The organism is Paraburkholderia flava (genome assembly GCF_004359985.1).
GTDB lineage: Bacteria > Pseudomonadota > Gammaproteobacteria > Burkholderiales > Burkholderiaceae > Paraburkholderia > Paraburkholderia flava.
Genome location: NZ_SMRO01000002.1, coordinates 1,142,586 through 1,168,804, shown reverse-complemented (window position 1 = coordinate 1,168,804; position 26,219 = coordinate 1,142,586). Strand labels below are relative to the sequence as shown.

Below are 26,219 nucleotides of genomic sequence, written 5' to 3'. Positions count from 1 at the left end.
AAGGCGGCACGAATCCACCGCCTCATAAGAATGAGAACGTCCGGACTGCGGTATTCGTTAAACGAGTTTCAGCGGATGTCAGGAAGCCGGTTCGCGTGCACGCTCGAGCATCGCGTGCAGCAGCACGTTCGCGCCGGCCTCGATCCATTCGAGCGTCGCGTCTTCGATTTCGTTGTGACTGATGCCGTCGATGCACGGCACGAACACCATCGACGTCGGCGCGACCTTCGACAGGTAGCAAGCATCGTGGCCTGCTCCCGACACGATGTCGCGATGCGGATAGCCGAAGCGCTGCGCCGCGTTGCGCACCGACTGCACGCACGCGGTATCGAACGCGATCGGCGCGTAGTAGAAAATCTGCTCAAGCTGCGTCTCAAGACCGATGCCGTCCGCGATACGCGCGACGCCTTCGCGCAGCTCGGCATCCATCTGCGCGAGCACCGCGTCTTCGGGATGACGGAAATCGACGGTGAAGAACACGCGGCCGGGAATCACATTGCGCGAGTTCGGATGCACCTGCATCATGCCGACCGTCGCGCATGCGAGCGGCGCATGATCAAGGCCGATGCGATTCACCAGATCGACGACACGCGCCGCGCCGAGCAGCGCATCGCGACGACGCGGCATCGGCGTCGGACCCGCATGCGCCTCCTGCCCGGTCAGCACGATTTCGTACCAGCGCTGACCCTGCGCGTCCGTGACGACGCCGATGGTCTTGTGCTCCGCTTCGAGAATCGGCCCTTGTTCGATGTGCAGTTCGAACGCCGCGTGAATGGGCCTTGGCTGGCCGCCGCACGGCACGTCGCCCGCATAGCCGATGCGCTGTAGTTCCTCGCCGATCGTCTTGCCGTCGACGTCCTTGCGCGACAGCCCGTACTCGAGCGTGAACACGCCCGCGAACACGCCCGACGCGACCATCGCCGGCGCGAAGCGCGAGCCCTCCTCATTGGTCCAGATCACGACTTCGATCGGATGTTCGGTCTCGATGCCGCGATCGTTCAGACTGCGGATCACTTCGAGCCCGCCGAGCACGCCGTAGATGCCGTCGAAGCGGCCGCCCGTCGGCTGCGAATCCGCATGCGAACCGGTGACGACCGGCGTCGCATTTGCGTTGCGACCCGCGCGGCGCATGAACACGTTGCCCATCTGGTCGACCGTGACCGTGCAGCCCGCCTCCTTCGCCCAACTGACGATCAGGTCGCGCCCTTCGCGGTCGAGGTCGGTCAGCGCGAGACGGCACACACCGCCCTTGGGCGTCGCGCCGATCTTCGCCATCGACATCAGGCTGTCCCATAGACGCTGGCCGTTCACGTGGATCGACAGGTCCAGCGCGGCTTCGGTCACTGCGTTCATCGCATGCACTCCTCGTCGGGATGGAGCGTCGGCTCCGTCCTTGCAGGCCGCCGCGTTGTAAGCGGCGGGTGGGGAAAAGGACGCTTCGAAGCGTCTTCGTGAATTGCTTTGTGCTGCTTGGTGCTATGCCGTGCTGCATTGCGTTGCGTCGTCGCGGGTCGTGCCGCGCGCCTGGGCGGTGCATCCGTGCCGGACTTCCAGGCATTTCGCCCGCCGCCGGTGCATCGCCGCAACGCAGTTTCGGTCCCTCTGTTTCTGCTGCGCCAATCCTGTCCGATTGGACAGGTTTTATACGATTTGCGCCGCGATTTCAATGACTTCTTTTCGAGCGAAAAGCGTGCCATTGCGAGATAGCAGAAACCCTAAGCAGTGGATGAGCGACGTGCAGGCGGGTCGATGCGACGAGTGCGAACCGGTCATGCCGATGTGGCTACAATGAGGCGCGATGAAACCCGGTGAACAGCACCGGGCACCCGCTGCATCGCAACGACAAGGCCCGACGATGAAGAGCGACGACATGCCTGCGACGAATGCGGGTTCCGCGGAAACCGCCGCGCCACGACGGCGCAAGGCGCACATCCGCCATACGAACGAAGCGCACCTGCTCGCGTGCGCGGAGGCCGTGTTCGCCGAACGCGGCCTCGAAGGCGCGAGCACCGCGATGATCGCGGAACGCGCGGGCCTGCCGAAGGCCAACCTGCACTACTACTTTCCGACCAAACGCGATCTGTACCGTCGCGTGCTCGAAGACGTGTTCGAAGACTGGCATCGCGCCGCCGATACGTTCGATGCGAGCAGCGATCCAGCAGAAGCGATCGCCGGCTACGTACGCGCGAAAATGGCGTTGTCGCGGCGCCGGCCGCTCGGTTCGAAGGTGTGGGCGAACGAGATCATCCACGGCGCGACGCACATGCAGGACATACTCTCTGAACGCGTGAAGCCATGGATGGAAACACGCATCACGATGATCGACGACTGGATCGCGCGCGGCCTGATCGCGCCCGTCGATGCGCGCACGTTCCTGTTCACGATCTGGGCGCTGACGCAGCATTTCGCCGATTTCGATGCACAGATCACGGCGCTCGCGGGCAAGCGCGCGCTGTCGAAGAAAGCATTCGATGCGACGACCGAAGAAGTGGTTACGCTGGTGTTGCGCGCGTGTGGCGCGACTGAAAAAGAAGGCCATCCTCGCGCCTGATGCATTCGCGCGATCAACCGAACACGGAGTACTCCGATGTCATTGCTTGGCAAGCTCTTCGGCAGCAAACCTGCACCCGATAAACAGACTCTCTCTGCTGCCGACTACGCGGAGCGCTACGCCGCCCATATCCGGTCATGCGATCCCGGCTACGAAGTCAGCGTGCAGCACGGCGATAACGCGGCGATGACGAGTGTCCACTGGAAAGACGACCAAGGCGGTACTGCGAACCAGTTTATCGGCAACTACTATAGCCGCTATCTGCTCGCGCCGAACACGATCGAAGCGCTGTTCGAAGAGCAACGGATGCAGGCCAAAACGACGCTCGCGAGTTTCGGTCAGCCGGGGCCCGTACTCGATATGATCATGCCGATGCTAAAGCCGGTCAGCTGGCAGCACATTGCGTTGAACCAGCTTAAGCAAGGCAATATCCCGACGGAGGAAAGTCCGTTTATCGTCGAGCCGTTCGTGGGTAACCTCGTGCTGACTTACGTCGAGGATCGCCCCGATCAGATGGGTTTTCTGAATCCGAAGCAGGCTGCGGAGCTTGGACTGAACCAGGCATCGCTATTCGAAGCTGCGCGATCGAATCTGCGCAAGCTGCTGCCGCAACTCGTCGTCGAAGGCGGCGGTGGACGCTACGCGGCACGGCTCGATCGCAACTACGATGCAAGCATGATTCTGCTGTTCGACGAATGGCGCGACCGTCTCGCGCTTCAGGACGAGCCGGTGATCGCGCTGCCCGCGCGCGATGAACTGTTGATCTGCGGCAGCACGGATATGGACAGCGTCAATGGCTTGCGGCAGATGGCTGCGGAGATCGTGGCTGGCTCGCCTTATGCGCTGTCTGCCGAACTGTTTGTGTGGCGGGAGGGCCGGCTTCAGGTTCTGGCAACATGATTCACGTCCAATGACATCGGATTCGGGTCACGCAGTGTCTTCAGGAATGGCAACTGCGCGAGGGCCCCGCCCTTAACTCACCCATTGCGACTGGAGCGAACTCCATGCAGCTTCTCGATCATGTTTCGATCGGTGTTCCCGACATTCAGGCAGTGCGTCCGTTCTACGATTCGATCATGAAAGCGCTGGAAGCGACGAAGGTCTATGAGCGTCCCGATGCACTTGGGTATGGCGAACGCTGCTCGTCGGACGACACGGTATCGACTTGTCTTTCGGTTTATCTGGACCCCGCGACAATCGGCGAGAACAGGCGTCATTGGTGCTTCAAGGCGCTGTCCCGCAAACACGTCGATGATTTTTTCGCTGCGGGTGTAGCTGCGGGAGGACGCTCCGATGGCGAACCTGGTCTTCGGCCTCGCTACCATGCCGACTACTACGCGGCGTTTCTCTTCGATCCCGCCGGCAATCGCGTAGAGGCGGCATGTCATTCCGCGCAAGGTTGATACGCTGCTAGCGAGTAACAGAGGCAAGCTGATTTCGCACACAACCCATCCAAAACAAACGTGAAAATCAAACCCGGCCTCATCCTCGAACTCGTCGTCAATCTGGTGCTGCCGTGGCTCGCGTATCGAATCGCGCAGCCGCACTACGGCGATACCGGTGCGCTCTACGCATCGGCCATCCCACCGCTCGTATGGAGCATCGTCGAATTCGCGCGGTTGCGCCGCGTCGATGCGCTAAGCGCGCTCGTTCTGCTGGGCATCGCGCTGTCGATCGTGATGATGGCGCTGGGCGGCAGCCCACGCGTCCTGCTGATGCGCGAGTCGCTGGTGTCGGGCGCAATCGGTGTCGCGTTTGTGGTTTCTCTCGTTCTAACGCGGCCTTTGATCTTCTACCTCGCGCGCGCATCGATCGCGCGGCAGCAGCCCGACAGCGTCGAACGTTTCGAAACGCTATGGGACGACAAGCCTTCGTTTCGCAGCGCGATGCGTTTGATGACGGCCGTCTGGGGCGGCGGACTCGTCGTCGAGATGCTGCTGCGTTGCTGGTTCGCATGGAACTGGTCCATCGAACGCGCGCTCGTCGTGTCGCCTGTCGTCAGCTATTCGATCTACGGGGTGCTGATCTTCTGGACCTTCTGGTATCGCGGCCGCCTGCAAAAACAGGGGCGGGAAGCCAACCTGCTTTAGGCCGCCGCGTCACACAGCTAAAAACTCACGACGCCCCTCGTCACGGATGGATGGTTTCGCCACGCTTCAGCATGCCGATGAATTCCTCGATCTTGCGCGCCCGCGTTTCGGGCTTTTTCGCGTTCTGTATCCGAAACAGGATCGCGTAGCGGTTGCGGCTGTTCAGCGTGGCGAAGAACGCGCTGGCTTTGGGATTGGCGTCCAGCGCGACCTGCAGATCGTCCGGCACCGTCGAGTTGCGAGCGGACGTATAAGCCATTTCCCAGCGACCGTCTTTCCTGGCTTTCTCGATTTCCCGCATGCCCGGCGGACGCATTCTGCCGTCGGCGATCAGTGCTTCAACCTTGTCCTTGTTGAGCTGCGACCAGATGCTTTTCGCGGAGCGTCGAGTGAAGCGCTGTAACCAGTACTCCTCGCTCTCGGCCTGCTTCTGACCATCGATCCAGCCATAGCAGAGCGCGCCCTCCACCGCTTGCGCGTAGGTCAAGGTCGGTTGTTTGGCGCCCTTCTTCGCGAGGCGCAACCATATCCCGGTCGACGTACCTTCGTTTTGCGCCAACCAGTTTTCCCAATCGTGCTGGGTGGCAAATATCAGATGCGCTTCAGTCATGGCAACGACCCGCGTAGTTGGATTCATGATCGATCGCAGTATATTCGCCGCAAATTTCTCTACCCCTTTTCCTCAACCCCGCCAGCACACCCGCGCGTGATACAAAACGTCGCCATTCCTTTCTGCCTGCCATGCAAATCCGCTGCCTGGTCATATAGCGGGAAGCCCATTACGCGGCCCCAACGAGCACGCTCGATAAACGATGCCGTAAGCCACACCGTAAGCTTCCGGTCAAAATGCGTAACAACTGTGAGCGCGGCTGAAACCTCTTGCACGGAGGATCGACCTACACTCGAAGCGCTTTACCTTCATCTATCTGTTTGTACCGGCCCGCGCTCCAGTGCGGGTCGCTTTTTGCGCGTTGCCATGCGCTGCAGGAAAAGATCGTGATCAGGCTCCTCGTCGCCCTCGCATCAAGCGTTACGCTCGCCGGCTGTATCGTCGCACCTCCGTATGGTTACGCGCCGGCTTACGGCTACGGCTACTACCCCGCGCCCGCCTATTACGCGCCGAGCGTCGGTGTGGATATCGGCATCGGCCACGGCTGGCGCAGATAGTCGGGCTTGTCTCTCCGGCGTTCGATGCCGCGAACGATATCGCGGGAAACCATGTCTTATGAGTCTGGGTCGTAACCGATCCGGCGCTGCCCTTTCGACCATATTTCGTGCAGATTTCAGCACGCATTCCATGCACGTGGGCCGGCGTTTATTGGGCTCGGATCTTCGAGGGAACGCGAGTCGTTCCCCGTCGCGCGCTCATCGACCAATCCGCTTTCGTCACTGCATCTGAATCGCCCATGGATATACCCGGTTCCCCGGTCGCAAGAACCGTGAGCTCCGTCGCACTCGCGGCGATGGGCCACCTCTACGACAGCGGCGCACGACTGATGCGCCGCATCTACGACCGCCGTCTGCACGACGCGGCCGTGCTCGACCCCGCACGCGATTTCCCCGATGCCGCGCGTTTCGAAGCGAACTGGCAGACGATTCGCGCAGAAGCATTGCAGGTCGCGGCCAGCCTCGCACGCATTCCGCGCTTTCACGAAGTGATGCGCGAGCAAGCCGACATCTCGGACAACGACGGACGCGACTGGCGCATGTACATCATGCAGGCGTACGGCGTGCGCTTCCCGCGCAATCTCGCGCGCTGCCCGACGCTCGCGTCGATCGTCGCGCAGTCGCCCGACGTGCTGTCAGCATCGTTCTCGTTTCTCGCACCGGGCAAGCACATCCCGCCGCATCGCGGGCCGTTTCGCGGCATCCTGCGCGGCTATCTCGTGCTGTCGATGCCGCTCGATGAGCAAGGCCAACCCGCTGCGACGCTGACCGTCGACGGCCACGCACATCGGCTGCACGACGGCGCGTTCATGCTGTGGGACGACACGTTCATGCACGAGGTACGCAACGCGAGCGACGAAGTGCGCATCGTGCTGCTGCTGGACGTCCGCCGTCGCCACATGCCGTTCGATTTGCGGCTGCTGTCGAACGCGGTGATTGCACTCGTGCGGTTGGGCATCCGGTTGCACGGGTCGAAGATCGCGGTCTAGCTGTGGGTTAGTCGACGCCGAGCCGGACCGGTCGAGACTGGCCACATAAACGCTAGAGCAAAACACGCCTCGCAGTGAGTGCGCGTTCACGCGCGCACTCCCGCGCACCCCCTCTTCGTACGCAACGTACGACGCGCACCCCGACTCGCCTTCCCCCTTTCTGCTCCTCATCAGCGCGATTCGCGCACCGCGCGCTCGCCGCTACGCGAGACCGTCGCCGCTCCGTGTATACCCTGTTGCAGTCATTTTTTTTGCATGAAACACTGCCCTTCATCTGCTGTACCGGACTTCATTCCGATATACCAGACAACAGGATCGCCAGCGTGCAATGACCTCGCCCCCACAAGCGGCAGGCGTCGGCACCGCGCACACCTGTTGACCGCCCTCTCCTTCACGCACGAAGAAGCTCTCACCAGATCGGGATCGAACATGAGATTTGTCAGGGAAAGCGCAAGATTCACCGGCGTGCTCGTCGCAGCCGGTCTGCTGATGCTCGCGGGCTGCACGAAGGTCGCCGCGCCGGAACAAGGCGCTACCGCCACAGCCGATTCGACGTTGAAGCAGGTCCTGCAGCGCGGCACGCTTCGCGTCGGCGATTGCCTGACCTTCGCGCCGTTCGGCTTCTACAACAAGGACGGCCAGCCCGACGGCTACGACGTCGACCTCGCGAAAGAACTTGCGAAGCAGATGGGCGTGAAGCTCGAGGTCGTGAACACGACCAGCGCGAACCGCATTCCGAACCTGCAGACCAGCAAGGTCGACGTGGTGTTCTGCAACTTCACGCGCAACCTCGAACGGGCGAAGGAAATCGCGTTCACGAATCCGTACGTGGTCGCGAGCGAGGCGCTGCTCGTCAAGAAGAGCAGCGGCATCAAGTCGATTCAGGACATGTCGAATCGCACGATCGCGACCGTCAAGGGTTCGACGAACGGCGACGAGGTGCGCTCGCTGAACATGCAGGTGAAGATCCAGGAATTCGACAGCTCGCAGGCCGCGATCCTCGCGGTCAAGCAGGGCCAGGCCGACGCGATGATCGAGGACAACAATTTCCTCGCGTATCAGGCGTCGCTCGATCCCGATCTGGTCGTGACCAACGAAGCGCTCGTGCCGCTCGAGTACAACGCGTTCGGCGTGAAGGCCGGCGATCAGGTCTGGCTCAACTATCTGAACCTGTTCCTGTTCCAGGTCAACGCATCGAAGGAAAACGCGCAGTTGTACAAGAAGTGGTTCGGCGCCGAGCCGCGGTTTCCGCTGAATCCGCAGTACTGAAACCCGGCTGACATCGCGCGGCTCGATCGACGGAGACACCATGAGCTATGAATGGGTGACCCTTGCGGGTTATTGGAGCGATTTCGTTCGCGCGTCGTGGCTGACGCTCCAGGTCACGCTGCTGGCCTTCGTCGTCGCGCTGGTGCTCGGCCTGCTCACCGCGCTCGCGAGTACATCGCGCGTCACGTTGCTGCGCGCGATCGCAAGGGTGTACGTCGAAGCGATCCGCAATACGCCCGTGCTGCTGCAGATTTTCATCGTGTTCTTCGGGTTGCCGTCGCTCGGCGTCACGCTTGGCGCGTATACGGCTGGCGTGATTGCGCTGGGCCTGAACGTCGGTGCGTATCTGGCCGAAGTGTTTCGCGCGGGGATCCAGTCGGTGCCGCGCGGTCAGCTCGAGGCGGCATCGATTCTCGGCCTGGACCGCTCGCAGATTTTCGTCGAGGTCGTGTTGCCGCAGGCCGCACGCGCGGTCTATCCGGCGATCGTCAACAACCTGATCCAGCTGCTGCTCGGTACGTCGCTGCTGTCGGCGATCGCGCTGCCGGAGTTGAGCGGCACGGCGACGGTCATCAACGCGCGCACGCTGCTCTATATCCAGACCTTCTCGATCACGCTGATCGCCTATCTGGTCTTGAGCAACGTGTTGTCGTGGGTCGCGGGACAGATCGGCGTGCGGGTCTTTCATCCGCCGCTCGTCGTGAAGAAACGCACACGCTGGCCTTTCGCGGTCGCGCGGCACGCCGATCGCTAAAACAGGAGACCGACCATGTCGAGCGAACTGCTCATGACCAGCCTGTCGATCCTGCTGCAAGGATTGCTGGCTACCCTGCTGCTCTCCGCGGCGGCGATCGTCGGCGGTACGCTGATTGGACTGCTGGCCGCCGTGCTGCGCTCGTTCGGGCCATGGGACACGCAGCGCATCGCCACGCTCTATATCGAACTGTTTCGCGGCACGCCGGTGCTGATCACGCTGATGTTCATCTACTTCGGCGTGTCGTACTTCGGCTATGCGATCGATGTTTTCGCGGCAGGTGTCGTCGGCCTGAGCGTCTATCAAGGCGCCTATATTGCCGAGGTGTTTCGCTCGGGCATCGAGGCCGTGCCCAAGGGCCAGTGGGAAGTGTCGCAGATCCTCGGGCTCAGCAAGATGCAGGCGTTCTTCTCGGTGATCCTGCCGCAGACCGGAAAGATCGTGCTGCCGCCGCTCGTCGGCCAGTATCTGTCGCTGATCAAGGACACGTCGATCGTCAGCATGATCGGCATGTCGGAATTGATGCATGGCGGCCAGGCCATCGTCGACCGGGTCGGCAAACCGGTCGAAATCTATGGCCTCGTTGCCGTGCTTTATTTCATCGTGTGCTTTCCCCTGTCGCAGTGGGTACGCCACCATGACCGAAGAAGGAGCCTGCTGTCATGACCACCGTTACCACCGCTACCACCGTTCCCACCGTCACGGCGACGAAGCCCATCATCAACCTGGCCGGCGTCAGCAAGTCGTTCGGCGCGCTGCAGGTGCTGAAGGAAATCAATCTCGATGTGCGGTCGGGCGAAGTACTCGTGCTGATCGGTGCATCGGGCTCGGGCAAGAGCACGGTGCTGCGCATCATGAGCGGCCTCGAAACCGCCGACACGGGCGAAGTCTGGGTCAACGACGTACCACTGCACGATGCGCGCCGCGCGAAGGAAATTCGCGGCCACGTCGGCATGGTGTTCCAGCAGTTCAACCTGTTTCCGCACAAAAGCGCGCTCGGTAACGTGACGCTCGCGCTGATCAAGGCACGCAAGATGAACGCGGCGGATGCACACAAGCGCGCGATGGATGCGCTCGACCGCGTCGGTCTCGTCGATCGGGCCGAGCATTACCCGAGCCAGCTTTCCGGCGGACAGCAGCAACGCGTCGCGATCGCACGCGCGCTCGCGGTCGAACCGGGCATCATGTTCTTCGACGAAGCGACGTCCGCGCTCGACCCGGAACTCGTCGGCGAAGTCACCGAAGTGATGCGCGGCCTCGCGCGCGACGGCATGACGATGGTCGTCGTCACGCACGAGATGGGCTTTGCGCGCAAGACGGCGGATCGCGTCGTGTTCATGGACAAAGGCGTGATCGCGGAACAGGGGGCACCCGAGCAGATTTTCGTGAATCCGCAGAACGAACGGACCCGTCAGTTTCTGCATCGCGTGCTCGATCATTGAGTACGTCACTAAAAAAAACAAACCGCGATCCCGATCGCCGACGGAGTTGAACGCATGTCCGCAACAGAATCATCGAGGGCGAGAGGGGTCGACCGCGTAATCGGTATGCTCAGGCAGTTGCATATCGCGCGGCGTCCGATGACGATGCGCGAGTTGATCGAAGCGACCGGCGCGCCGCGCTCGAGCATCTACGAACTGGTGACGATACTCACCGAAGCCGGATGGCTCGAAACCTCGGCGGACGGGAATGTGTTTTTCGGCCGCGAAATGCACTACTACGGCTCCGATTACGCGATCCATAACGATCTGATCAGCCGCGCGCATCAGGCGATCCTCGCGCTCGTCCGCACGCACGACGAAACCGCGCAGCTGTGCATCCTCGAAGGCAACAAGTACACCGTGGTGCTGTCGGAAAGCAGTTCGCGCCCGTTCAACATCAGCTCGGACATCGGCGTGAAGGTGCCGATTCCATGGACCGCGTCGGGTCGCCTGCTGCTGGCGCATCTGAAGGCGGAAGAAATCCGCAGCCTGATCCCGGATGAAGACTTTATCCTCGACAACGGCCGGCGCGTCGAATTTCAGGACTTTATTGCGGACGTGCAGCGTGCGGCTGAACAGGGGTACTGCTGCACCGAAGGTCTGTCCCACACGTTCCGGCTGTGCATGGCAGCGCCGGTCCACGACCGCACGGGTCTTCCGGTTGCCGCGCTGTGCTTCATGACGAGTCGCGACACGGATCCGCAACGGCGCGCGACGATGCTCGAAGATCTGATCCGGTCTGCTAAAGCGCTGTCGCGAGCTTAGGGGTCGTTCGCACCCCTACCCCCGCGAATGCCTCGCACCGATCTCCTGCAGATCGAGATCGTGTTCAAGCTCATGCAACAGTTCGTCGTGCAGTTGCCCCGAGCGATGCAGCCTCAGCAGTTCCGCGCGGCCCGCGGCGACCGCCGCGAGTATGACGTCGTAGTGCGCGGCGCGCGCGCCGACGGGAAACGACTCTTCCTGCTGGATCCGCGCGGTGATTTGCGCACGATAGCTGTACTGCTCGAAGAGCCGCGGATGAATCAGCGTGCCGTCCGGCGCGCGCACCAGCGGCTCGATCGCGGCGAGCTGCGCGGCTTCGAGACGGGCCCACGCCTGAATTTCGGTCAGATGATGGGCAGCACGCACATCGTCGCGCGTGAGACGGATTGCCGCTATCAGCGGACCGATCGTCGTGCCCTGCAGCAGCACCGTCACGAGTATCACCGCGAACGCGGCGACCAGCGCGAGGTCGCGGCCCGGTATCGTTTCGGGTAGCGACAGCGCGATCGCCAGCGTGACCACGCCGCGCATCCCCGCCCAACTAACGACCGTCGCGGCCCGCCAGCCTCCGGTCGGCTCGACAGGTCCGGCGGACCGGCGCCGAACAAGACGCTCGAACATCGAACGCAGCCCGACCGCACTGAACACCCACACGAAGCGCGACAGCACGACCGCTCCGACGATCGCGGCGACGGCGGGACCATACGCGTCGAGCACGTCGCCGAAACCACCGAGCCGCACCACCACGCCGCGCAACGACAACCCGATCAGCACGAACACCAGCGCTTCGAGCAGAAACACAACGACCTGCCAGAACGCCGTGCCGCGCATCCGGACCGACGCCGAAAAGATTTCATGCTGATGCCAGCCGAGCATCATCCCGCACGTCACCGTCGCGAGCACGCCCGACACGCCCGCCATTTCGCCGCCGATATACGCGATCCAGCCGGCCAGCACCGACGCGGTGATGACGAGGTATTCGTCGTCGAGCGCGCGCAGCAAACGAACCACGAGCCAGCCGATCGCAAGACCGACCGCGACGCCGCCCAGCGCGAGCGCGCCGAACGTCAGCGTCGCTTTCCCGAAGCTGAATGCGCCGGTCAGCGCAGCCGTGATCGCGAAGCGGAACAGCACGAGACCCGCCGCGTCGTTCAGCAGGCTCTCGCCTTCGAGCAGCGCCATCAGCCGGCGCGGCAATGCGACGCGCGCGAGCACGGCCTTCGCGGCGACGGCATCCGGCGGCGACACGATTGCGCCGAGCGCGAAGCACGCGGCCCACGGCAACCCCGGCACGACGAGATGCGTGATGTAGCCGACCACGAACGTCGTGAACGCAACCGCGCCGACCGCGAGCAGCAGGATGCCGCTCAGGTTGCGCTTGAAGTCGTCCCAGACGAAGAAGTACGCGCCGTCCATCAGCAGCGGCGGCAGGAAGACGACCAGCACGAGATCGGGATCGAGCGTGACCGGCGGCAGACCGGGCACGAACGCCATCGCCGCGCCGCCGACCAGCAATGCGGCCGCGGGCGGCAGCCGCAGACGCTTCGCCGCGAGTTCGAGCACGATGATCGCGATCAGCGACAGCAACACCAGTTTGAAAGCCTCTACGGAAGACATGGGCTCTGCCTCGGAAAAATTGGAAACGGGCGTGGGTTATGCAAGCGACGCCGCGCGATGCACTTCGGCCATCCCGATCAGATAGCCGCGCACCGCGATCCACACGCGTTCGCGCAACGCGGCCGCGTCGGTCTCTTCGCGCTCGCCGGCCATGTCGACGATGCCGTGCGCGAGCGCGAGCACGTCCTGCGCGGCGACTTCGCGGTTAGCGACGACGGGCGCATCGGGATGCGCAAGCGCATCGACGATCACGCGATGCAACTGCTGCGCGACGCGTTCGTTCTGATCGCCGAGCGGCAACCGGCGCTCTTCGAAATCGATCAGCCGTGCAAGCGCCGGCCGACGCATCTGATGCGCGACCGCCGCATCGATGATCCGCGCGAGTGCGCCGGTGCAGGTCGTTTCGACGGACGCGCGCCGCGCGTCGTCGAGCAGTACGCTGGTCTCGCGTTCGATCAGCCGTGCAGTGAGCGCGTCGCGATTCGGAAAGTACTGATACAGCGACCCGATGCTGACGCCCGCGAGCGCTGCGACCGCGTTGGTCGTGTAGCCGTCGGGGCCGCGCGTTTCGAGAATGCGTGCGGCCGCTTCGAGGATCGCATCGACGGTCGCAGCGGAGCGCCGTTGCAGAGGTGCCTTGCGGGGTGCGAGTGGAGCGTTGGGGGACGTGCGGGTCATGGGCAAAAAAGATTGAGTCAAATGCTGCTGGCTAACATGATCGAACGGCCTCAGCCGCTCGTGCTGCTAAAGATTCGCTGAGCCAGGCTACCGCGCCAACCCGAATCGAATCACACGATCTTCGCACCCCGCTCCTCGAGCATCTGCCGGAGAATGCCGCGATGGCAGCGCTGCTCGTCCTCGCAATAGCAGCCGACCGAAAAATCCGCCGACGCGGACAGCACCGCCAGCGTATCGAGCACCTTGCCCGGATCGCCGTCCATCTCCGCGCGAAAGCGGCGCACGAACGCGTTCCATTCGGCATCGGTGGTCGCGGCCTTCGCCTGCGCCATCAGCGGCAGACTCGGCGCGAGCACCGGCAACCAGACATCGTAGTAATCACGCGACGCGAACTCGCTTTTCGGCACGCCGCGCGGCGGTCGTCGCACGGTGCCGATGCGCACGCCTTCGTGTGCCGCGCGCGGCGAACCCAGCCTGACGATACGGATGCTCATCGTGGTCTCCTGCGATCGAGGGGTCGATGATTCCGGACAGTAGCCGCGTTCGGCCGCATTCGCAACCGGGGGCGATGGTGCGATGCATAGGCGGCACCGCGTACAGGGGTATAGACGTAACAGCCCGCACGCGTGTGACAATGCGGGGCACTTATTTTTGCGTATTTACGCGATAGCCCCACGGAGCCTCTAATGATCGACTGGTCTGCCGTTCTGGCCGTGTTTTCCGTGTATATCGTCGGCGTGATGATGCCCGGGCCGAACTTCGTTGCGGTCGCGCACAAGGCTGCGTCGTCGACGCGCCGTCAGGCGCTCGCGATGGTGCTGGGGATCGTCTTCGTGAACCTGTTCTGGGCGTCGTGTGCGATTCTCGGCGTGGGGATCGTGTTCGCGGCGTTTCCGTGGATAGCGGTCACGGTGAAAGTAGTGGGTGCGGCTTATCTGATCTGGTTCGGTGGCCGGCTGATCGTCGCATCCGTTGGCGCACGCCCACAAATCGACGCCGGCGACGCATCGCTGCAGACCGGCAGCCTGCGCCGCGCGTTCGCCCAGGGCTTCGCGACGAACATCGCGAATCCGAAATCGATGGCGTTCTTCGCGGCCGTGTTTGCATCGGCGACGCCGGCGCATGTGTCGCCGGTGACGTTCATCGCGATGCTCTCGGTGGTCGGTGTCGTCGCGACGTCGTGGTACGGCTTCGTCGCGCTCGTGCTATCGCATGCAGGCGTCGCCGCGCGCTATCGACGCGGCAAGGCATGGATCGACCGCGCGTGCGGCGCGGCGATCGTCGCGCTGGGTGTGCGGCAGCTGTTGCGTTAGCCGCGTTGACCATGACGCGCGGCGTTTATTCCACCCGATGCGCAGCAAACCCTTCGACACCCGGCGCGACGTCTGCCTTCAAACTCAGCGCGGGAATCTCGTACTGCCCGCCGTTCTGACGGCGAAACGGTAGCGGCGTAGCGGTTTCGAGCGTGTCGATCCGCTGCCCGAGCGATTCGCGGATCTGCGCGACGCGGTCCGCATCGGTCTTGCTCGTTCGATACACGACGAACGGCGGCAGCACATCGAAGCCCGGGTAATACAGCACGCCGTGATGGATCGGGAACAACAGGTCGTCGATCGGCCCGTTGATGCCGCGCGGACCATAGTGTGATTCCCAGCCGCCGGTCGTTACCAGCAGCATCGCGCGCTTGCCGGCCATCGAACCCTCGCCGTAACGATCGCCCCAGCGCCGGTCCGAATGCTCGCCGACGCCGTACGCGAACCCATGCGCAAACACGCGATCGACCCACCCTTTCATGATCGCGGGCATCGTGAACCACCATAGCGGAAACTGCAGGATCACCGTATCCGCCCACAGCAGCTTCTGCTGCTCGGCAGAAATGTCTTCGCGCTGCTCGCCCAGCTTGTAGCCGCGCTCCGATTCCGCGATCGGATCGAACGGCGCGGTGGATTCTCGCTGCGGATAATCGGCTGCATCGAGCGGCGCTTTCCAGTTCATCGCGTACAGGTCGGACACCTGGACGGTATGACCAGCGCTGGTCAGCCGATCGACCATGAAGCGATTGAGCGTGCCGTTCAGCGAACGCGGTTCGGGATGGGCATAGACGATAAGAACTTTCATGACGGGGTCTCTAAAGAAGAAGAACGATGCGCCAGCGTACCGCCGCCCGAGGTATAGTCGAAATGAATTGTTCAGATAGCAGGTATTCGAATGACTAATTTACGTCGACTCGACCTCAATCTGCTCGTGACGCTCGATGCGCTGCTGGAAGAGCGCAACGTGACGCGCGCGGCGCAGCGGTTGAACTACTCGCAGCCGTCGGTGAGCGTGCAGCTCGCGAAACTGCGGGACACCTTCGGCGATCCGCTGCTGCTGCCTGGTCCGCGCGGCATGATGCCCACCGCACGCGCGCTCGAACTGCTCGAACCGTTGCGGCAGGCGCTCGGCGAACTGGAACGCGCTGTGCTGCCGGCAACACCGTTCGACCCCGCGACCGCGCAGAACACGTGGCACGTCGCCGCAACCGACAACGCCGAACAGGCGATCCTGCTGCCGCTGCTCGCGCGTCTGCGCACGCTCGCGCCGCATACGCGGCTCGCGGTGATCCAGGCCGAACCGCCGCGCCTCGGGAAACAGGCGCAGACCGGCGCGATCGATCTCGGCTTCCATACGACCGATGAAATCCCGGAAGGTCTGCGTTACCGTCCGCTGTTTCGCGAGCATTACGTGCTGGTCGGACGCATCGGGCACCCCAAGCTCAAGCGCCGGCCGACGCTCGCGCAGCTGTGCCAGCTCGAGCACGTGATCGCTTCGCCGGACGGCGGCGGCTTTCGCGGCGTCACCGATACCGTGCTCGAACGCGCGGGGCTGCAGCGCCGCGTCGTGCTGTCGGTGCCGCATTTTCTGTTCGTGATGTCGGCGGTCGCGAACACCGACCTCGTCGCGATGCTGCCGTCGCGGCTCGTGCGCGGCGTGCCCGGTCTGAAGGTGTTCGAACTGGCCGTCGACATCCCCGGCTATGAAATGTCGATGTTCTGGCACGAACGCTCGCACCGGGACCCCGCGCACCAGTGGCTGCGGGAGCGGATCGTGGAGACGGTGTAGGGTCGTCGAAGGAAAACTCCCCTCCTTCGCCTCGCCGAACGCAACTTCGCGTGCCGCGTGTTGAAAACGCCGCGGACGCATACAGTCTCTCGCATGGTTGGCGTAGCTCCCTAACCCATTTCTCAGGAGAACATGCGATGAGCGCTGCAGTGATGAACGGTGGTCCCGGGCTTGTTCAGTACAACCCCGGTATGCAGTTTCCGCAACAGAACAACAATGCATCGATGATGTTGCAGATGCTGGTGACGCTTCTGTCGGAATTCCAGCAACTGTTGCAGACCGCCGAGCAAGGCGGCCAGCAAGGTGGTCAGGGCGGACAGCCGGGTGCCGGTGCGCAGCCCGGTGGCGGCGCGCAGCCGGGCGGTGCGCCGGTCGCGGGCGGCGGTGCGCAACCGGGCGCGGTTGGCGGCACGCAGCCGGGTGTGATCGGCGGTGGCGGCCAGCAATTCAACGCGCAGAACGCGTCGGGTGCGCTGTCGAGCTATATGAGCGCGAACGGCGTGCAGTCGTTGAATCCCAGCCAGCTGTACCAGCTCGCATACAACCCGCAAGGCAACGCGACGCCGACCGATTCGGCCGCGGCCAAGTGGATGCTGCAGAACCCGAGCGTCTTCAACCAGATCGAAACGCACGACGTGCCGGGTTCGGATGGTATCGCTGGTGTGAACGACTTCCAGTGGGCCGCACAGGGCGGCATGGGGAACGCCGGCGGCGCGGGTGGTGCAGGCGGTACGGGCACCGCGCCGTCGTTCGGTGGTGGCATGCCGCAAATGCCGCAGATGCCGATGGGTGGCGGAATGCCGATGGGCGGCACGATGCCGCAGACGCCTGCGTTCCAGATGCCGATGCCGCAAACGCCGGCCTTCACGATGCCTCAAGGCGGCGGCACGCTGCCGCAGAACGGCGGTGCGCAACAGATGAACGCGCAAAGCGCATCGGGCGCGCTGTCGAGCTACATGACCGCGAACAACGTGCAGTCGCTGAATCCGAACCAGCTGTACCAGCTTGCGTACAACCCGCCAGCAAACGCGACGCCGACCGATTCGTCCGCAGCGCAGTTCATGCTGCAGAACTCCAGCGTGTTCAACCAGATCGAAACGCACGACGTCGCGGGTTCGGATGGGATCGCCGGTGTGAACGACTTCCAGTGGGCGGCGCAAGGCGGGGGTTGAGCAGCGGATGCGCGAGCGGCAAGTTTCATTTCACGAATGACGCCCGCCTGGAGATGACGCGTGACAGAGAAAACCCGCGCGGCCTTTGGCTGTCGCGGGTTTTTCGTTTCAACGCATGCGGATCGCGAGCGCACCGAGATTCAGCGCGAACGCCGTCATCGCGCTATGGGTTGAGCCGAGCGCATGCATCAGCGGCACGGTCAGGAACGTGCCGCCGAAGCCGAAGATCATCATCACCGGACGCCGGCCGATGCGATCCGACAGCCAGCCGTCGGCTGTGGGGTGGCGTTGAGACGACGGTCGTTTGCGGCCGCTACGCTTCCCACCTCGCAGCCTGCTCGCGAATCGCAGTCGCAAACCGCTCCGCGCTCCACGATTCCGCCAACGCGCGACGAAACAGCCCCTGCTGACTTTCCGGCGCAAGTCCACCGCGCGGTGGGTCTTTGTCCAGATTCGTCGGAAACGGATAGCCCTCTGCACACGATGCGATGACCGCTTCGACTTCCGCTGGCTCCAGGCTCGACGCTGTCGTGTGTTCGAGAAGAATGGGGTACAACGCTTCGCACATGCGCGGGCGATTCAACGATTCCATCGCACGGCCATACGCCGACGAAATCTGCAGCAGGTTCGCCATCCGCTGAACGGTCGCTGTCCGATTCGCGCCGGCTGCGTGGAATAGCGCGGGGTTAAAGAACAACGCATCGCCTTTTTCCAGCGGCAACTGGATGCAGTGTTGCTCGAAGTAATCGCGGAAGTCCTGACGACGCCACGCAAGATAGCCCTGCGCATACCGCTGCGAAAACGGCAACAGCTTGGTCGGCCCGCTTTCCACCGGCATGTTGCTATGAGCGACGGCGCCTTGCAGCGTCAGAAACGGCGACATCGCGTGAACGTGCGCCGGATAGCGTTCGGCTTCCGCGACCGTCTGGAATCCGAGGTGATAATCGCGGTGCGCCTGTTGCGCCTGCCCACCCGGACGCACGACGTTCACTTGCGACGTCATCTGAAAGTGCGGCCCGAGCCATGCTCCGGCGATCGCGTAGAGCGCGGTATTCGCGAAGTATCGTGCGAACACCGATGGCGCGCGCAGACAGAGCTTCTGTTGCGCATTCCATATCCGGTCGTTTGCACCGGCCTTCGCGAAATGGTCCGCTGCTGCGACGCCGGATTCGCGTTCGTCGCGGATGATCGCTTCGAAGACCTCGGTCGCGTCATCGATGGGCGCTGTGTCGGCATAGGCCCGTTTTAGCACCAGCACACCTGCGCCGCGATTTAGAACCTCGATCCATTCCTGCTGCAGGTTTGCGCGGTCTGTCGTGTCTTCGGTGTTCTCGATGCAGCCGCGTAGCGAATCGCAGTCGTACACCGGGACGTGCTCGCACATCTCTGCGGCAAATCGCGGACGGTCGCTCTCCTGCTCTCCGTGCCCTGTGCGAAGCGCGGCGATGAAATCTTCGAGCGAACAATCCTGCTCGCGATACCAGTGGCGTGATTCCGTGCGTTGCATGGTGTCTCCTGCTGTTCCTCTGCCAAAGATAACGCGGTGGAGATCAGGCTTCGGAATTGTCTTCGCAGTCTTGCCAATACTTCAGCGGGTCGCGATGATCCGGGTACTGCGCATCGAGCCAGTCCGACAGAATCTTCCACTGCGGATGATTCGGCCCGCTTCTCGTGTCCCAGAACGACTCTTTGAGAATGCTGTTACCGCCATCGCGATCGCGGACGACAATCCGGCAACGCTCGTCCGAATCGTGGAATTCGGCTTTCAGGTAGTAGCGCGGCAGTATCTGCAACGTCGCGTTCGCGCCGAACCTGCCCTCGGCTCGCACCACCTTATCGCTGTAAATTCTCAGCACGCCGTCCACGGACCGGTCTGCTCTCCATCCAACCGGCAGCCTCACGACGCATTCGTCCTTGCCGATCTTGACCCAGTCCATGCGCCACGCGCGGGCGAGCACATCGCGCATGTGGGCGGCATCGTCATAGCCTCGCGGTATTTCCATCTGGGTCGGGAAAACCACCAGGTCGTCGCGGCCCTGCGTGGGCTGGCCGACGGGCTTGAAGGGATCGTCGTCGAACGGATTCGCCTTTCTGCCCGACGACGACATGGCCTTCCCGGTCGATCCGCCACCAAACAGACTCTCGGCAGCCTGCCGTGCACGTTTCGATTTTTCACTGCTCATCACTATCTCCGGGAAGTCTGAATTGAAGGGGTGTTCCGATATGGGGGATTTTCACGCATATTTTATGCGAGCGTCAGTGCCGGGGGAAATTTCGTAGCAGGCCGAGCGGCCGCTGGAGGGGATTGCGAGGAAAATCCGTCGTCCTCGCTTCGGGGTGCTCGGGAAGATGGCGGATGCGCCACCTCCCCTGCTGTTAGCGATATGCGCGTAGCAATCAGATTCGCTTCGCCTCACGGATACTTTTCAGGAATGCACGCGTTCTGTCGCGCGTGGGGTCGCCGAAGATCTGTTCCGGCGGCCCTTCTTCATAGACGGCGCCGTCGCACAGAAAACAGATCTTTGACGACACTTCACGCGCGAACCCCATCTCGTGCGTGGCGAGCAGCATCGTCATGCCTTCGTCCGCGAGATCTCGCACGATATTCAGCACTTCGGAGACGAGCTCCGGATCCAGCGCGGACGTGATTTCATCCAGCAACAGCACCATCGGGTCCATCGCCAGCGCACGGACAATTGCCACGCGCTGCTGCTGACCGCCGGACAATCGATCCGGATATTCCTTCGCCTTATGCTCAAGACCAATGCGCTTGAGCAAGGCCATCGCGCGCGCTTCTGCTTCGTCTTTAGGACGCTTCAGCACGCGAATCGGCGCGAGCGTCACATTCTCGAGGACGCTCATATGCGGAAACAGGTTATAGCCTTGGAACACGATGCCGATGTCCCGACGCAACGCGTCCACGTCCACGCCTGGACCGGTGATCCGGTCTCCGTGGACCAGTATTTCGCCGTCGTCGATCAGTTCGAGGCCATTGATGCAGCGGAGCAGCGTCGATTTCCCCGAGCCCGACGGGCCGATCAGGCATACGACGTCATGCTCATTGACCGTCATCGCCAGGCGCTTGATGACTGGCACGTCACCATAAGACTTCGAGATATTGCGAATGTCGATGAACGACATGGGATCGTCTCCTCAAACGCCACCGGCACGCATACGTGCGCGATCACGCCGCATCATCCGCTCGACGAATCTTGTCTGCGGAATCGATACGACGATGAACAGCAAAGCCACCGTGCTAACCGCGGAAAGGTTGTAGTAGTTCGACGCGATCAACATCGATTGATTGAATGAGTCGATGACACCGACGACCGAAACCAGCGCGGTATCTTTCTGCAACGAGATGAAGGAATTGAGCAGCGGCGGAATGATCTGCCGGATGCCCTGCGGAACGATGACAAACCGCAACGTCTGAAAGTGCGACAGCCCAAGCGAACGGGCAGCGGCGTTCTGACTCCAGTGAATGCTCAGGATGCCGGCGCGATAAATTTCCGCGACGTACGCACCCACCGTCAACGTCAACGCGACAATCACGAAGACCGTCAGCGACATGTCCTTAAGCACGGGTATGCCCGTCAACGGAATACCGAAGCCGACCAGATAGATCACCAGCACGGCGGGGACCGCGCGAAAGATATCGACGTAAGCCGTTGCGATCAAACGAATCGGTTTGCCGGCGGCACCCGGCGCGAACATCGCCAGCGCCACGATCAACCCCCAGATCAGCACCAGCACTTCCGCGATGATCGAAACCTTGACGTTCATCCAGAAGGCGGTCAACACCAACGGGAACGTCTTGACCATCAACGGCACGAGGAAGAACGTCCTGGCCACCGCCTGGTGGTTGACGAGGAAGAACTGAAACACCAGCACGACGACCAGTTGCGCCAGTGCATAGCCGAACGCGATCAGGCAATGATCTCTTGCTTGCGAACGCGCCGCCCGCGCGTCTGCGTAATTCTCGCGCGCAACCGCATCGCGAATGCGACCGCTCCATCTGAGTGCGCGAGTCAGCGGCAAAACGATCGCAAGGGAGAGCAACGCGAGCAGCACCGCGCCCGCGTTGACCACTACGCTGTTGAATTGAGCAGCGATGAGCGGTGCACGCAAAACGCTAATCGTGTACCAGCTCGCCAGCACAACGACGAATACCGCAGCGATCGACATGAGCAGTAGCGACGTGGGCACACATGGCGTCTTTCCCATCCGCAGACGACGTCCATTTCCTGCCGGACTGGGTACGACGTCACTCGCCTGCCGTGTTGCTTCGCTCATGGTTTCGGCTCTCTCGATCGGGCTCGGAATTCGTTTCGCTTAAGGGCTCAGCACCGGTACGGTGGCCGGGTCCTTGCCGAGTTCGGGAGTCAGGTATTTGGCGCTCAGCTTCTGGAGGGTGCCGTCTTTCTTGAGGCCATCGACCAGCTGGTTAAATGCCGCGAGATTCGGAGAGTCCTTGTTCACCAAGCCGCCCCACTTCTCACCGGTGTCGAAGCGACCCACGACTTCCACCGCGCCATTCGAGTTCTTCGCACGCAGCAGGACATTCGGTGTGTCGTAGACAACTGCATCGACCTGCCCGGCTGCGAGCGCCGTGTACATCGACGGCGGGTCGTTGAATACCTTGGGCTGCTCGGTAGGCTTGATCTTGTCGACGATGTAGTCGTAGGCCGTCGTGCCGCGCTCGACTGCATAGCGCAGACTGCTCAGATTCTTCTTGTCCACCTTGGTCCCGGTTTTGACGAGAACGCCCTGATCCGAGCTGAAATAAGGATCGGTGAAATTCACGATCTTCTTGCGTGCATCGGTGATCGTGATTTCGCTCAGCGCGATATCGAATCCCTGCGATTGCCCGGTCAGAATCTGCTGGAACGAACGGCTCACCAGGATCACTCGATCAAGCCCCGCACGATAGGCCATGTTTGCCGCCATGCAGTACTCGAATCCGTCCTTGATCGTATCGAGAGAGTCGCCGTTCCACCAGCCCGGCACACCGAGAACCGGTCTGACCGACAGCGCACCCGGCACGACGGTCGTCAATTTGACGGAGCCCTTTTGTCCGGTTACCTCGCAGTTGCCGAAGTCCGGTGCTGCGAATGCCGTGACGGCAAACGCGCTTAAGGCGACTGATAGCGTCGCGCGATAAAGCCACGCCGTGAGATTCCTTCCAGGGGAAATAATGCGTTGCATGACGTCAGTCTCCTCATTGGTAGAGTATGGGACCTTCAAGGACTGTGGGCGTTACTAGATCAACCGAAGCCAGGTGTCGCCGGCTGCGCAATGCCGCCGTGAGGCATGCCACCCGACACGTCGCCCCAAAGGACTGCGTGATCTTCAGGCAACGCGCGAGAGTTCGGCACCGACAACCAGAGTCGCATCAGCATGCGATCCTGCCCGGTCGTCACGTCGTCCTTGAAGGCCGTGCGGCCATGATAGATGACGTGATTGTTGAGAAGCTGGATATCGCCGGGCGCAAAGCGCATCTCGAAGCAATGCTCCTGTGCGAGCTCAAGCAGCATGCGGATCGCTTCGTGTTCGGCATCGGTCAATTTGCGCACGCTGGGGAGCAGTTGAGCATTCTCGATGTAAGTCAGCGAAAAGTGACTCGTCAGCTTGCCGTCGCGCACACCGAAAACCGGCAGATCGTAGGTGACATACTGGCCACCGGCCTCTTCCCCGAAGCGGCTGCGCGAAATGGCTTTGCAAAGCAACGCATGCAAATCCGGCCGACGCTTCAGCATTTCGTTGTAGACCGTCGCGCTGCTCGCGAGCTTGCTGACTCCACCCTCGGACGCCTGACGGACACAAAGCAGCCCGACAACGTCGCAGCGATCAGTATGAAAGCGCAATTCTCCGGGAGACAAGGTCCGGGCACCCGATGAAAGAAATTCCTTGCCCGATGCATCCACCGTTGCACCGTATAGCTGCGCACCGATTCCCGCGCCTTCGTCTTTTATCTCGCGCATCAACTCGCCGCGGCGATTCTGGAACATCGGCGTACCGAGGTAGCGACCGAGCGCGTACCAGATGCGGCGTAGCTGTTCCGCGTCGTAACGACTGACGTCGAGGCCGCGGATTTTCACCATCCCTGAGCCGTTTTCGAGCTCTTCGCGCACGTCGTCGAAAAACGCTTCGGAGCCCGGCAACGGAAAGTTGTCGCGGTTCACGTCCTTCCAGTCGATACCGCGCGATTTTTCGACTGCTGCATCGATCCCGTCCAGCACGGCATCAGGAAACTCTTTCACCCAACGCGGGTTCGCATGCATTTCGACACCGTTCCATAAGCATGCTCCTTGCAGATAATCGGCGGAATACATTAGCTCTCCAAATTGAATTGATGCCTCGTCACGCTTGCTGTCTGACACGAAGAATCTTGTTCACCCTGAACGTCTGACGTATTCCGTTGGGGCGCTCTGCCGTATCGAAGAATTGTATATACAAGGTATGCACAATAGGTTGAACCTTGAATCACAGCAAGGAGTTCTCGCTGGCGTCCGGGAAAACACTTAAGTGGGGCTGGTGGCGTTTATTCGCGTTGCCTGTGTTGCGTGTTCGTTGCGGCGGGATAGCTCTTGAAGCTGCCCGCGATCAGGGGGTTTTCTGTACTTGCCTCAGGCTTGTATATACAAATTAAGCAGCCAATTCGGGGTTCACAACCAGGGCAAGTGCTTAGGCGGGATTGCAGTCCCGAGCAGGCGGGAATTCGCCCGCAGTCACGGCGCGCACTACGAATGGTGAATACCGGAGCAAGGTCAAAGCGACAGCAAGTGTTCTCGTGCGTGCGGCGATCTATCGTGGGTCAGGGCAACGAAGTTCTCTATCGCACCCACCACCGTGCCGCACGCTGGACGGCTTATATATTGCAGGCACTCGGGAAACTTCTTGCGCTCACCACATCGTATCCAATGGATACATCAATGATCAGTACGTTTTTGGGCTGAAGTAAAATTCCAATGCTAAAGTGGTGTCTTCCAAAAACTTCCAAACTGCGCGATGAACCGCAGAATGAAGATCGTAGGTGGCCTTCAGCTCGCCACGCTAACTGGTGCGGAGATCGGTGCACTGGCACGGCCGGTTGTGCAGCGATCGGACGGACCGGTCATTTACGTAGATCACGCCGACACCGAGACGTTGCGGAACAAGTATCAAAGCGATCCATATGTCGATACATCGGCAATCGTGGACGTCGGTGGGGTCTGGGGCAAGAATACCCTTCTCGAAGCGCTGGGTAAGAAGGTCGACTATATCGTGGCTTCACATGTGATCGAACATGTTCCCGATCTGATCACGTGGCTCTGCGAGCTCGTTGCAGCCCTAAAGCCTGGTGGCGAAATCCGGCTAGTGATTCCCGACAAGCGCTTCACCTTCGATTTCAAACGACGGGTTACCGTGCTCGCAGACGTGACCCCCGCATATCAGGCGCGGACGCGCCGCCCGCTACCCGACCAAGTATTGGATTTCGCCAGGTATTACACCCTGATCGATGCAGCCGATCGATGGCGCGGCAAAGGGTTCGACACGCCCACGGAGTTCACGCTGCAGCAAGCTCAGGCCTTCGCGTCAGACGCTGCCAGTGGTACATATCGGGACGTGCACTGCTGGGTCTTTACACCTGCCAGCTTCGCGAGCCTGATGCGCGATCTTGTCGGCGCAGGACTGATCGCGGTGCAGTGCTCGCAGTTCTACGACACTGAGCTAGGCGACATGGAATTCTTCGTGCAAATAAAGGCCGGTAGCGACCTTTCGAGCTGGCAAGAAATGGAGAGGCAATGCACGGACTGGGAGCGCACGCTAATCCGCCGGTTCCATCCGCGCGTGATGCGCCACCGTCTCCAGGCTACGTTCCCGCGCGCAGCATCCGTCATCCGGAGGATTGTTCGGCGCTAGACACGTGCACGCAATGAGCTCTATCTTCCCCAGCGAGGATGCCCTTACACACAGCACAGGGGTTCGCATGCGCGGTGACAAACGACAGTAGCCTCTCACCGATGCGATGGGCGAAATCCAGCTTTCTCTGTCTGGCGTCGAGGTTGCGACGCGGTAGAGCTATCTCGTGAAGCGGGCGACCGCGAACCTGTTTGCGTGGATGACAATGGGAAGTCTTGAGTACCCTAATCGGCAAAACGCCCTCAAACCGTTGACTTGCAGCGTTTTCTGGTAGCCCACGGAAGATGCCTGGAAGAACCTGGTGCCGGGGACCGGACTCGAACCGGCAAGCTGTTAAGCGGCGGATTTTCGTCACACCACGTCTTTCGACGCCGGCCTCGAGAAGAAACTCGCGAACCGTTCGTGCGCTGGACTATGCCTTCACCGTCGCATGCGCAGCAGAATCTTCCGCCGCGCTGCCTTAGGCGCCCCCCGTCTAGTCTCTACACCTTCCGCACCACGCACAGCGAAGAAGCTGCGTGCATGGAGGGCTTGGCTCGGCGTTGCCTCGGCGCGCGCTGCACGTCAGGGGGTTCGCCGAATTTGAGGGGTTCTGCACCGGCCGTTTCCGGCCGGGCACTCAATGTTTTAAGTCCGCTATGTTTACCAATTTCATCACCCCGGCAAGGGCGGACGCGATTCT

28 protein-coding genes are annotated in these 26,219 nt (G+C 61.9%); 15 read left to right on the top strand and 13 right to left on the bottom strand.

The genetic code is table 11. From position 1 onward, the window contains the following. Nucleotides 1-78 precede the first annotated feature (78 nt). Nucleotides 79-1,353, bottom strand: a complete 1,275-nt coding sequence (locus tag E1748_RS16655; protein WP_133648282.1) for a Zn-dependent hydrolase — start codon at nt 1,351-1,353, stop codon at nt 79-81. A gap of 445 nt (nt 1,354-1,798) precedes the next feature. Here E1748_RS16655 and E1748_RS16650 point away from each other — a divergent pair, with 445 nt between their 5' ends. From E1748_RS16650 to E1748_RS16635, 4 genes are all read left to right on the top strand, one after another. Further along, nucleotides 1,799-2,551: a TetR/AcrR family transcriptional regulator gene (locus E1748_RS16650; protein ID WP_420819326.1), complete on the top strand. Its 753-nt coding sequence runs from the start codon at nt 1,799-1,801 to the stop codon at nt 2,549-2,551. A gap of 36 nt (nt 2,552-2,587) precedes the next feature. Beyond that, the gene (locus E1748_RS16645) at nt 2,588-3,451 is read left to right on the top strand and encodes a DUF1444 domain-containing protein (RefSeq protein ID WP_133648281.1); all 864 of its coding nucleotides are present in this window, start codon (nt 2,588-2,590) and stop codon (nt 3,449-3,451) included. 104 nt (nt 3,452-3,555) lie between these two features. Continuing rightward, nucleotides 3,556-3,954: a VOC family protein gene (locus E1748_RS16640; protein ID WP_133648280.1), complete on the top strand. Its 399-nt coding sequence runs from the start codon at nt 3,556-3,558 to the stop codon at nt 3,952-3,954. A gap of 60 nt (nt 3,955-4,014) precedes the next feature. Continuing rightward, nucleotides 4,015-4,641 carry a VC0807 family protein gene (locus E1748_RS16635; RefSeq protein ID WP_133648279.1) on the top strand — a complete coding sequence of 209 codons (627 nt, stop codon included), beginning with the start codon at nt 4,015-4,017 and terminating at the stop codon, nt 4,639-4,641. 40 nt (nt 4,642-4,681) lie between these two features. Here E1748_RS16635 and E1748_RS16630 read toward each other — a convergent pair whose 3' ends face one another. Beyond that, nucleotides 4,682-5,251 carry a YdeI/OmpD-associated family protein gene (locus E1748_RS16630; protein ID WP_133649403.1) on the bottom strand — a complete coding sequence of 190 codons (570 nt, stop codon included), beginning with the start codon at nt 5,249-5,251 and terminating at the stop codon, nt 4,682-4,684. Nucleotides 5,252-5,637: 386 nt separating this feature from the next. Between E1748_RS16630 and E1748_RS31515 the strand changes: the two genes are divergently transcribed. From E1748_RS31515 to E1748_RS16600, 7 genes are all read left to right on the top strand, one after another. Then, complete coding sequence (locus E1748_RS31515) at nt 5,638-5,808, top strand: hypothetical protein (protein WP_166653579.1); 171 nt, start codon at nt 5,638-5,640, stop codon at nt 5,806-5,808. A 296-nt stretch (nt 5,809-6,104) separates the two neighbouring features. Then, nucleotides 6,105-6,797 (top strand): aspartyl/asparaginyl beta-hydroxylase domain-containing protein, encoded by a 693-nt coding sequence (locus E1748_RS16625; protein WP_133649402.1) that lies wholly within the window; start codon nt 6,105-6,107, stop codon nt 6,795-6,797. A gap of 429 nt (nt 6,798-7,226) precedes the next feature. Continuing rightward, nucleotides 7,227-8,066: an ABC transporter substrate-binding protein gene (locus E1748_RS16620; RefSeq protein ID WP_133648278.1), complete on the top strand. Its 840-nt coding sequence runs from the start codon at nt 7,227-7,229 to the stop codon at nt 8,064-8,066. Between the two features lie 40 nt (nt 8,067-8,106). Continuing rightward, nucleotides 8,107-8,820: an amino acid ABC transporter permease gene (locus E1748_RS16615; RefSeq protein ID WP_133648277.1), complete on the top strand. Its 714-nt coding sequence runs from the start codon at nt 8,107-8,109 to the stop codon at nt 8,818-8,820. A gap of 15 nt (nt 8,821-8,835) precedes the next feature. Continuing rightward, a complete protein-coding gene (locus E1748_RS16610; protein WP_133648276.1) occupies nt 8,836-9,486 on the top strand; it encodes an amino acid ABC transporter permease in 651 nt (216 codons plus the stop codon). Next, the gene (locus tag E1748_RS16605; protein ID WP_133648275.1) at nt 9,483-10,262 is read left to right on the top strand and encodes an amino acid ABC transporter ATP-binding protein; all 780 of its coding nucleotides are present in this window, start codon (nt 9,483-9,485) and stop codon (nt 10,260-10,262) included. Before E1748_RS16610 ends, E1748_RS16605 begins: the two co-directional genes overlap by 4 nt. Nucleotides 10,263-10,316: 54 nt before the next feature. Next, entirely contained in the window at nt 10,317-11,066 is a 750-nt protein-coding gene (locus E1748_RS16600; protein WP_133648274.1) for an IclR family transcriptional regulator, read from the top strand. A gap of 15 nt (nt 11,067-11,081) precedes the next feature. On the opposite strand, the gene E1748_RS16595 is transcribed toward E1748_RS16600, so the two are convergent. The 3 genes from E1748_RS16595 to E1748_RS16585 form a co-directional block, all read right to left on the bottom strand. Continuing rightward, on the bottom strand, nt 11,082-12,683 hold the full coding sequence (locus tag E1748_RS16595; RefSeq protein ID WP_133648273.1) for a Na+/H+ antiporter: 1,602 nt from the start codon (nt 12,681-12,683) through the stop codon (nt 11,082-11,084). Nucleotides 12,684-12,719: 36 nt separating this feature from the next. Beyond that, nucleotides 12,720-13,361 carry a TetR/AcrR family transcriptional regulator gene (locus tag E1748_RS16590; protein WP_133648272.1) on the bottom strand — a complete coding sequence of 214 codons (642 nt, stop codon included), beginning with the start codon at nt 13,359-13,361 and terminating at the stop codon, nt 12,720-12,722. A 110-nt stretch (nt 13,362-13,471) separates the two neighbouring features. Then, a complete protein-coding gene (locus tag E1748_RS16585; protein WP_133648271.1) occupies nt 13,472-13,855 on the bottom strand; it encodes a DUF488 domain-containing protein in 384 nt (127 codons plus the stop codon). Nucleotides 13,856-14,047: 192 nt separating this feature from the next. Here E1748_RS16585 and E1748_RS16580 point away from each other — a divergent pair, with 192 nt between their 5' ends. Then, nucleotides 14,048-14,674 carry a LysE family translocator gene (locus tag E1748_RS16580; protein WP_133648270.1) on the top strand — a complete coding sequence of 209 codons (627 nt, stop codon included), beginning with the start codon at nt 14,048-14,050 and terminating at the stop codon, nt 14,672-14,674. Between the two features lie 25 nt (nt 14,675-14,699). On the opposite strand, the gene E1748_RS16575 is transcribed toward E1748_RS16580, so the two are convergent. Then, complete coding sequence (locus tag E1748_RS16575) at nt 14,700-15,479, bottom strand: NAD(P)H-dependent oxidoreductase (RefSeq protein WP_133648269.1); 780 nt, start codon at nt 15,477-15,479, stop codon at nt 14,700-14,702. A 90-nt stretch (nt 15,480-15,569) separates the two neighbouring features. Here E1748_RS16575 and E1748_RS16570 point away from each other — a divergent pair, with 90 nt between their 5' ends. Both E1748_RS16570 and E1748_RS16565 read left to right on the top strand, forming a co-directional pair. Beyond that, entirely contained in the window at nt 15,570-16,463 is an 894-nt protein-coding gene (locus tag E1748_RS16570; RefSeq protein ID WP_133648268.1) for a LysR family transcriptional regulator, read from the top strand. 137 nt (nt 16,464-16,600) lie between these two features. After that, on the top strand, nt 16,601-17,635 hold the full coding sequence (locus E1748_RS16565; RefSeq protein ID WP_133648267.1) for a hypothetical protein: 1,035 nt from the start codon (nt 16,601-16,603) through the stop codon (nt 17,633-17,635). A 108-nt stretch (nt 17,636-17,743) separates the two neighbouring features. On the opposite strand, the gene E1748_RS31925 is transcribed toward E1748_RS16565, so the two are convergent. From E1748_RS31925 to E1748_RS16530, 7 genes are all read right to left on the bottom strand, one after another. Then, nucleotides 17,744-17,869, bottom strand: a complete 126-nt coding sequence (locus E1748_RS31925) for a hypothetical protein (RefSeq protein ID WP_276324123.1) — start codon at nt 17,867-17,869, stop codon at nt 17,744-17,746. A gap of 79 nt (nt 17,870-17,948) precedes the next feature. Further along, entirely contained in the window at nt 17,949-19,142 is a 1,194-nt protein-coding gene (locus tag E1748_RS16555; RefSeq protein ID WP_133648266.1) for a phytanoyl-CoA dioxygenase family protein, read from the bottom strand. Nucleotides 19,143-19,185: 43 nt separating this feature from the next. Next, nucleotides 19,186-19,818, bottom strand: a complete 633-nt coding sequence (locus E1748_RS16550) for a hypothetical protein (RefSeq protein ID WP_133648265.1) — start codon at nt 19,816-19,818, stop codon at nt 19,186-19,188. A gap of 214 nt (nt 19,819-20,032) precedes the next feature. Beyond that, the gene (locus E1748_RS16545) at nt 20,033-20,776 is read right to left on the bottom strand and encodes an amino acid ABC transporter ATP-binding protein (RefSeq protein WP_133648264.1); all 744 of its coding nucleotides are present in this window, start codon (nt 20,774-20,776) and stop codon (nt 20,033-20,035) included. A 12-nt stretch (nt 20,777-20,788) separates the two neighbouring features. Beyond that, the gene (locus tag E1748_RS16540; protein ID WP_133648263.1) at nt 20,789-21,928 is read right to left on the bottom strand and encodes an amino acid ABC transporter permease; all 1,140 of its coding nucleotides are present in this window, start codon (nt 21,926-21,928) and stop codon (nt 20,789-20,791) included. A gap of 39 nt (nt 21,929-21,967) precedes the next feature. Then, the gene (locus E1748_RS16535; protein WP_240766663.1) at nt 21,968-22,879 is read right to left on the bottom strand and encodes an ABC transporter substrate-binding protein; all 912 of its coding nucleotides are present in this window, start codon (nt 22,877-22,879) and stop codon (nt 21,968-21,970) included. Nucleotides 22,880-22,899: 20 nt separating this feature from the next. Next, the gene (locus tag E1748_RS16530) at nt 22,900-24,015 is read right to left on the bottom strand and encodes a TauD/TfdA family dioxygenase (protein ID WP_240766661.1); all 1,116 of its coding nucleotides are present in this window, start codon (nt 24,013-24,015) and stop codon (nt 22,900-22,902) included. Between the two features lie 640 nt (nt 24,016-24,655). Between E1748_RS16530 and E1748_RS16525 the strand changes: the two genes are divergently transcribed. Further along, entirely contained in the window at nt 24,656-25,537 is an 882-nt protein-coding gene (locus E1748_RS16525) for a methyltransferase domain-containing protein (protein WP_240766659.1), read from the top strand. Nucleotides 25,538-26,219 lie beyond the last annotated feature (682 nt).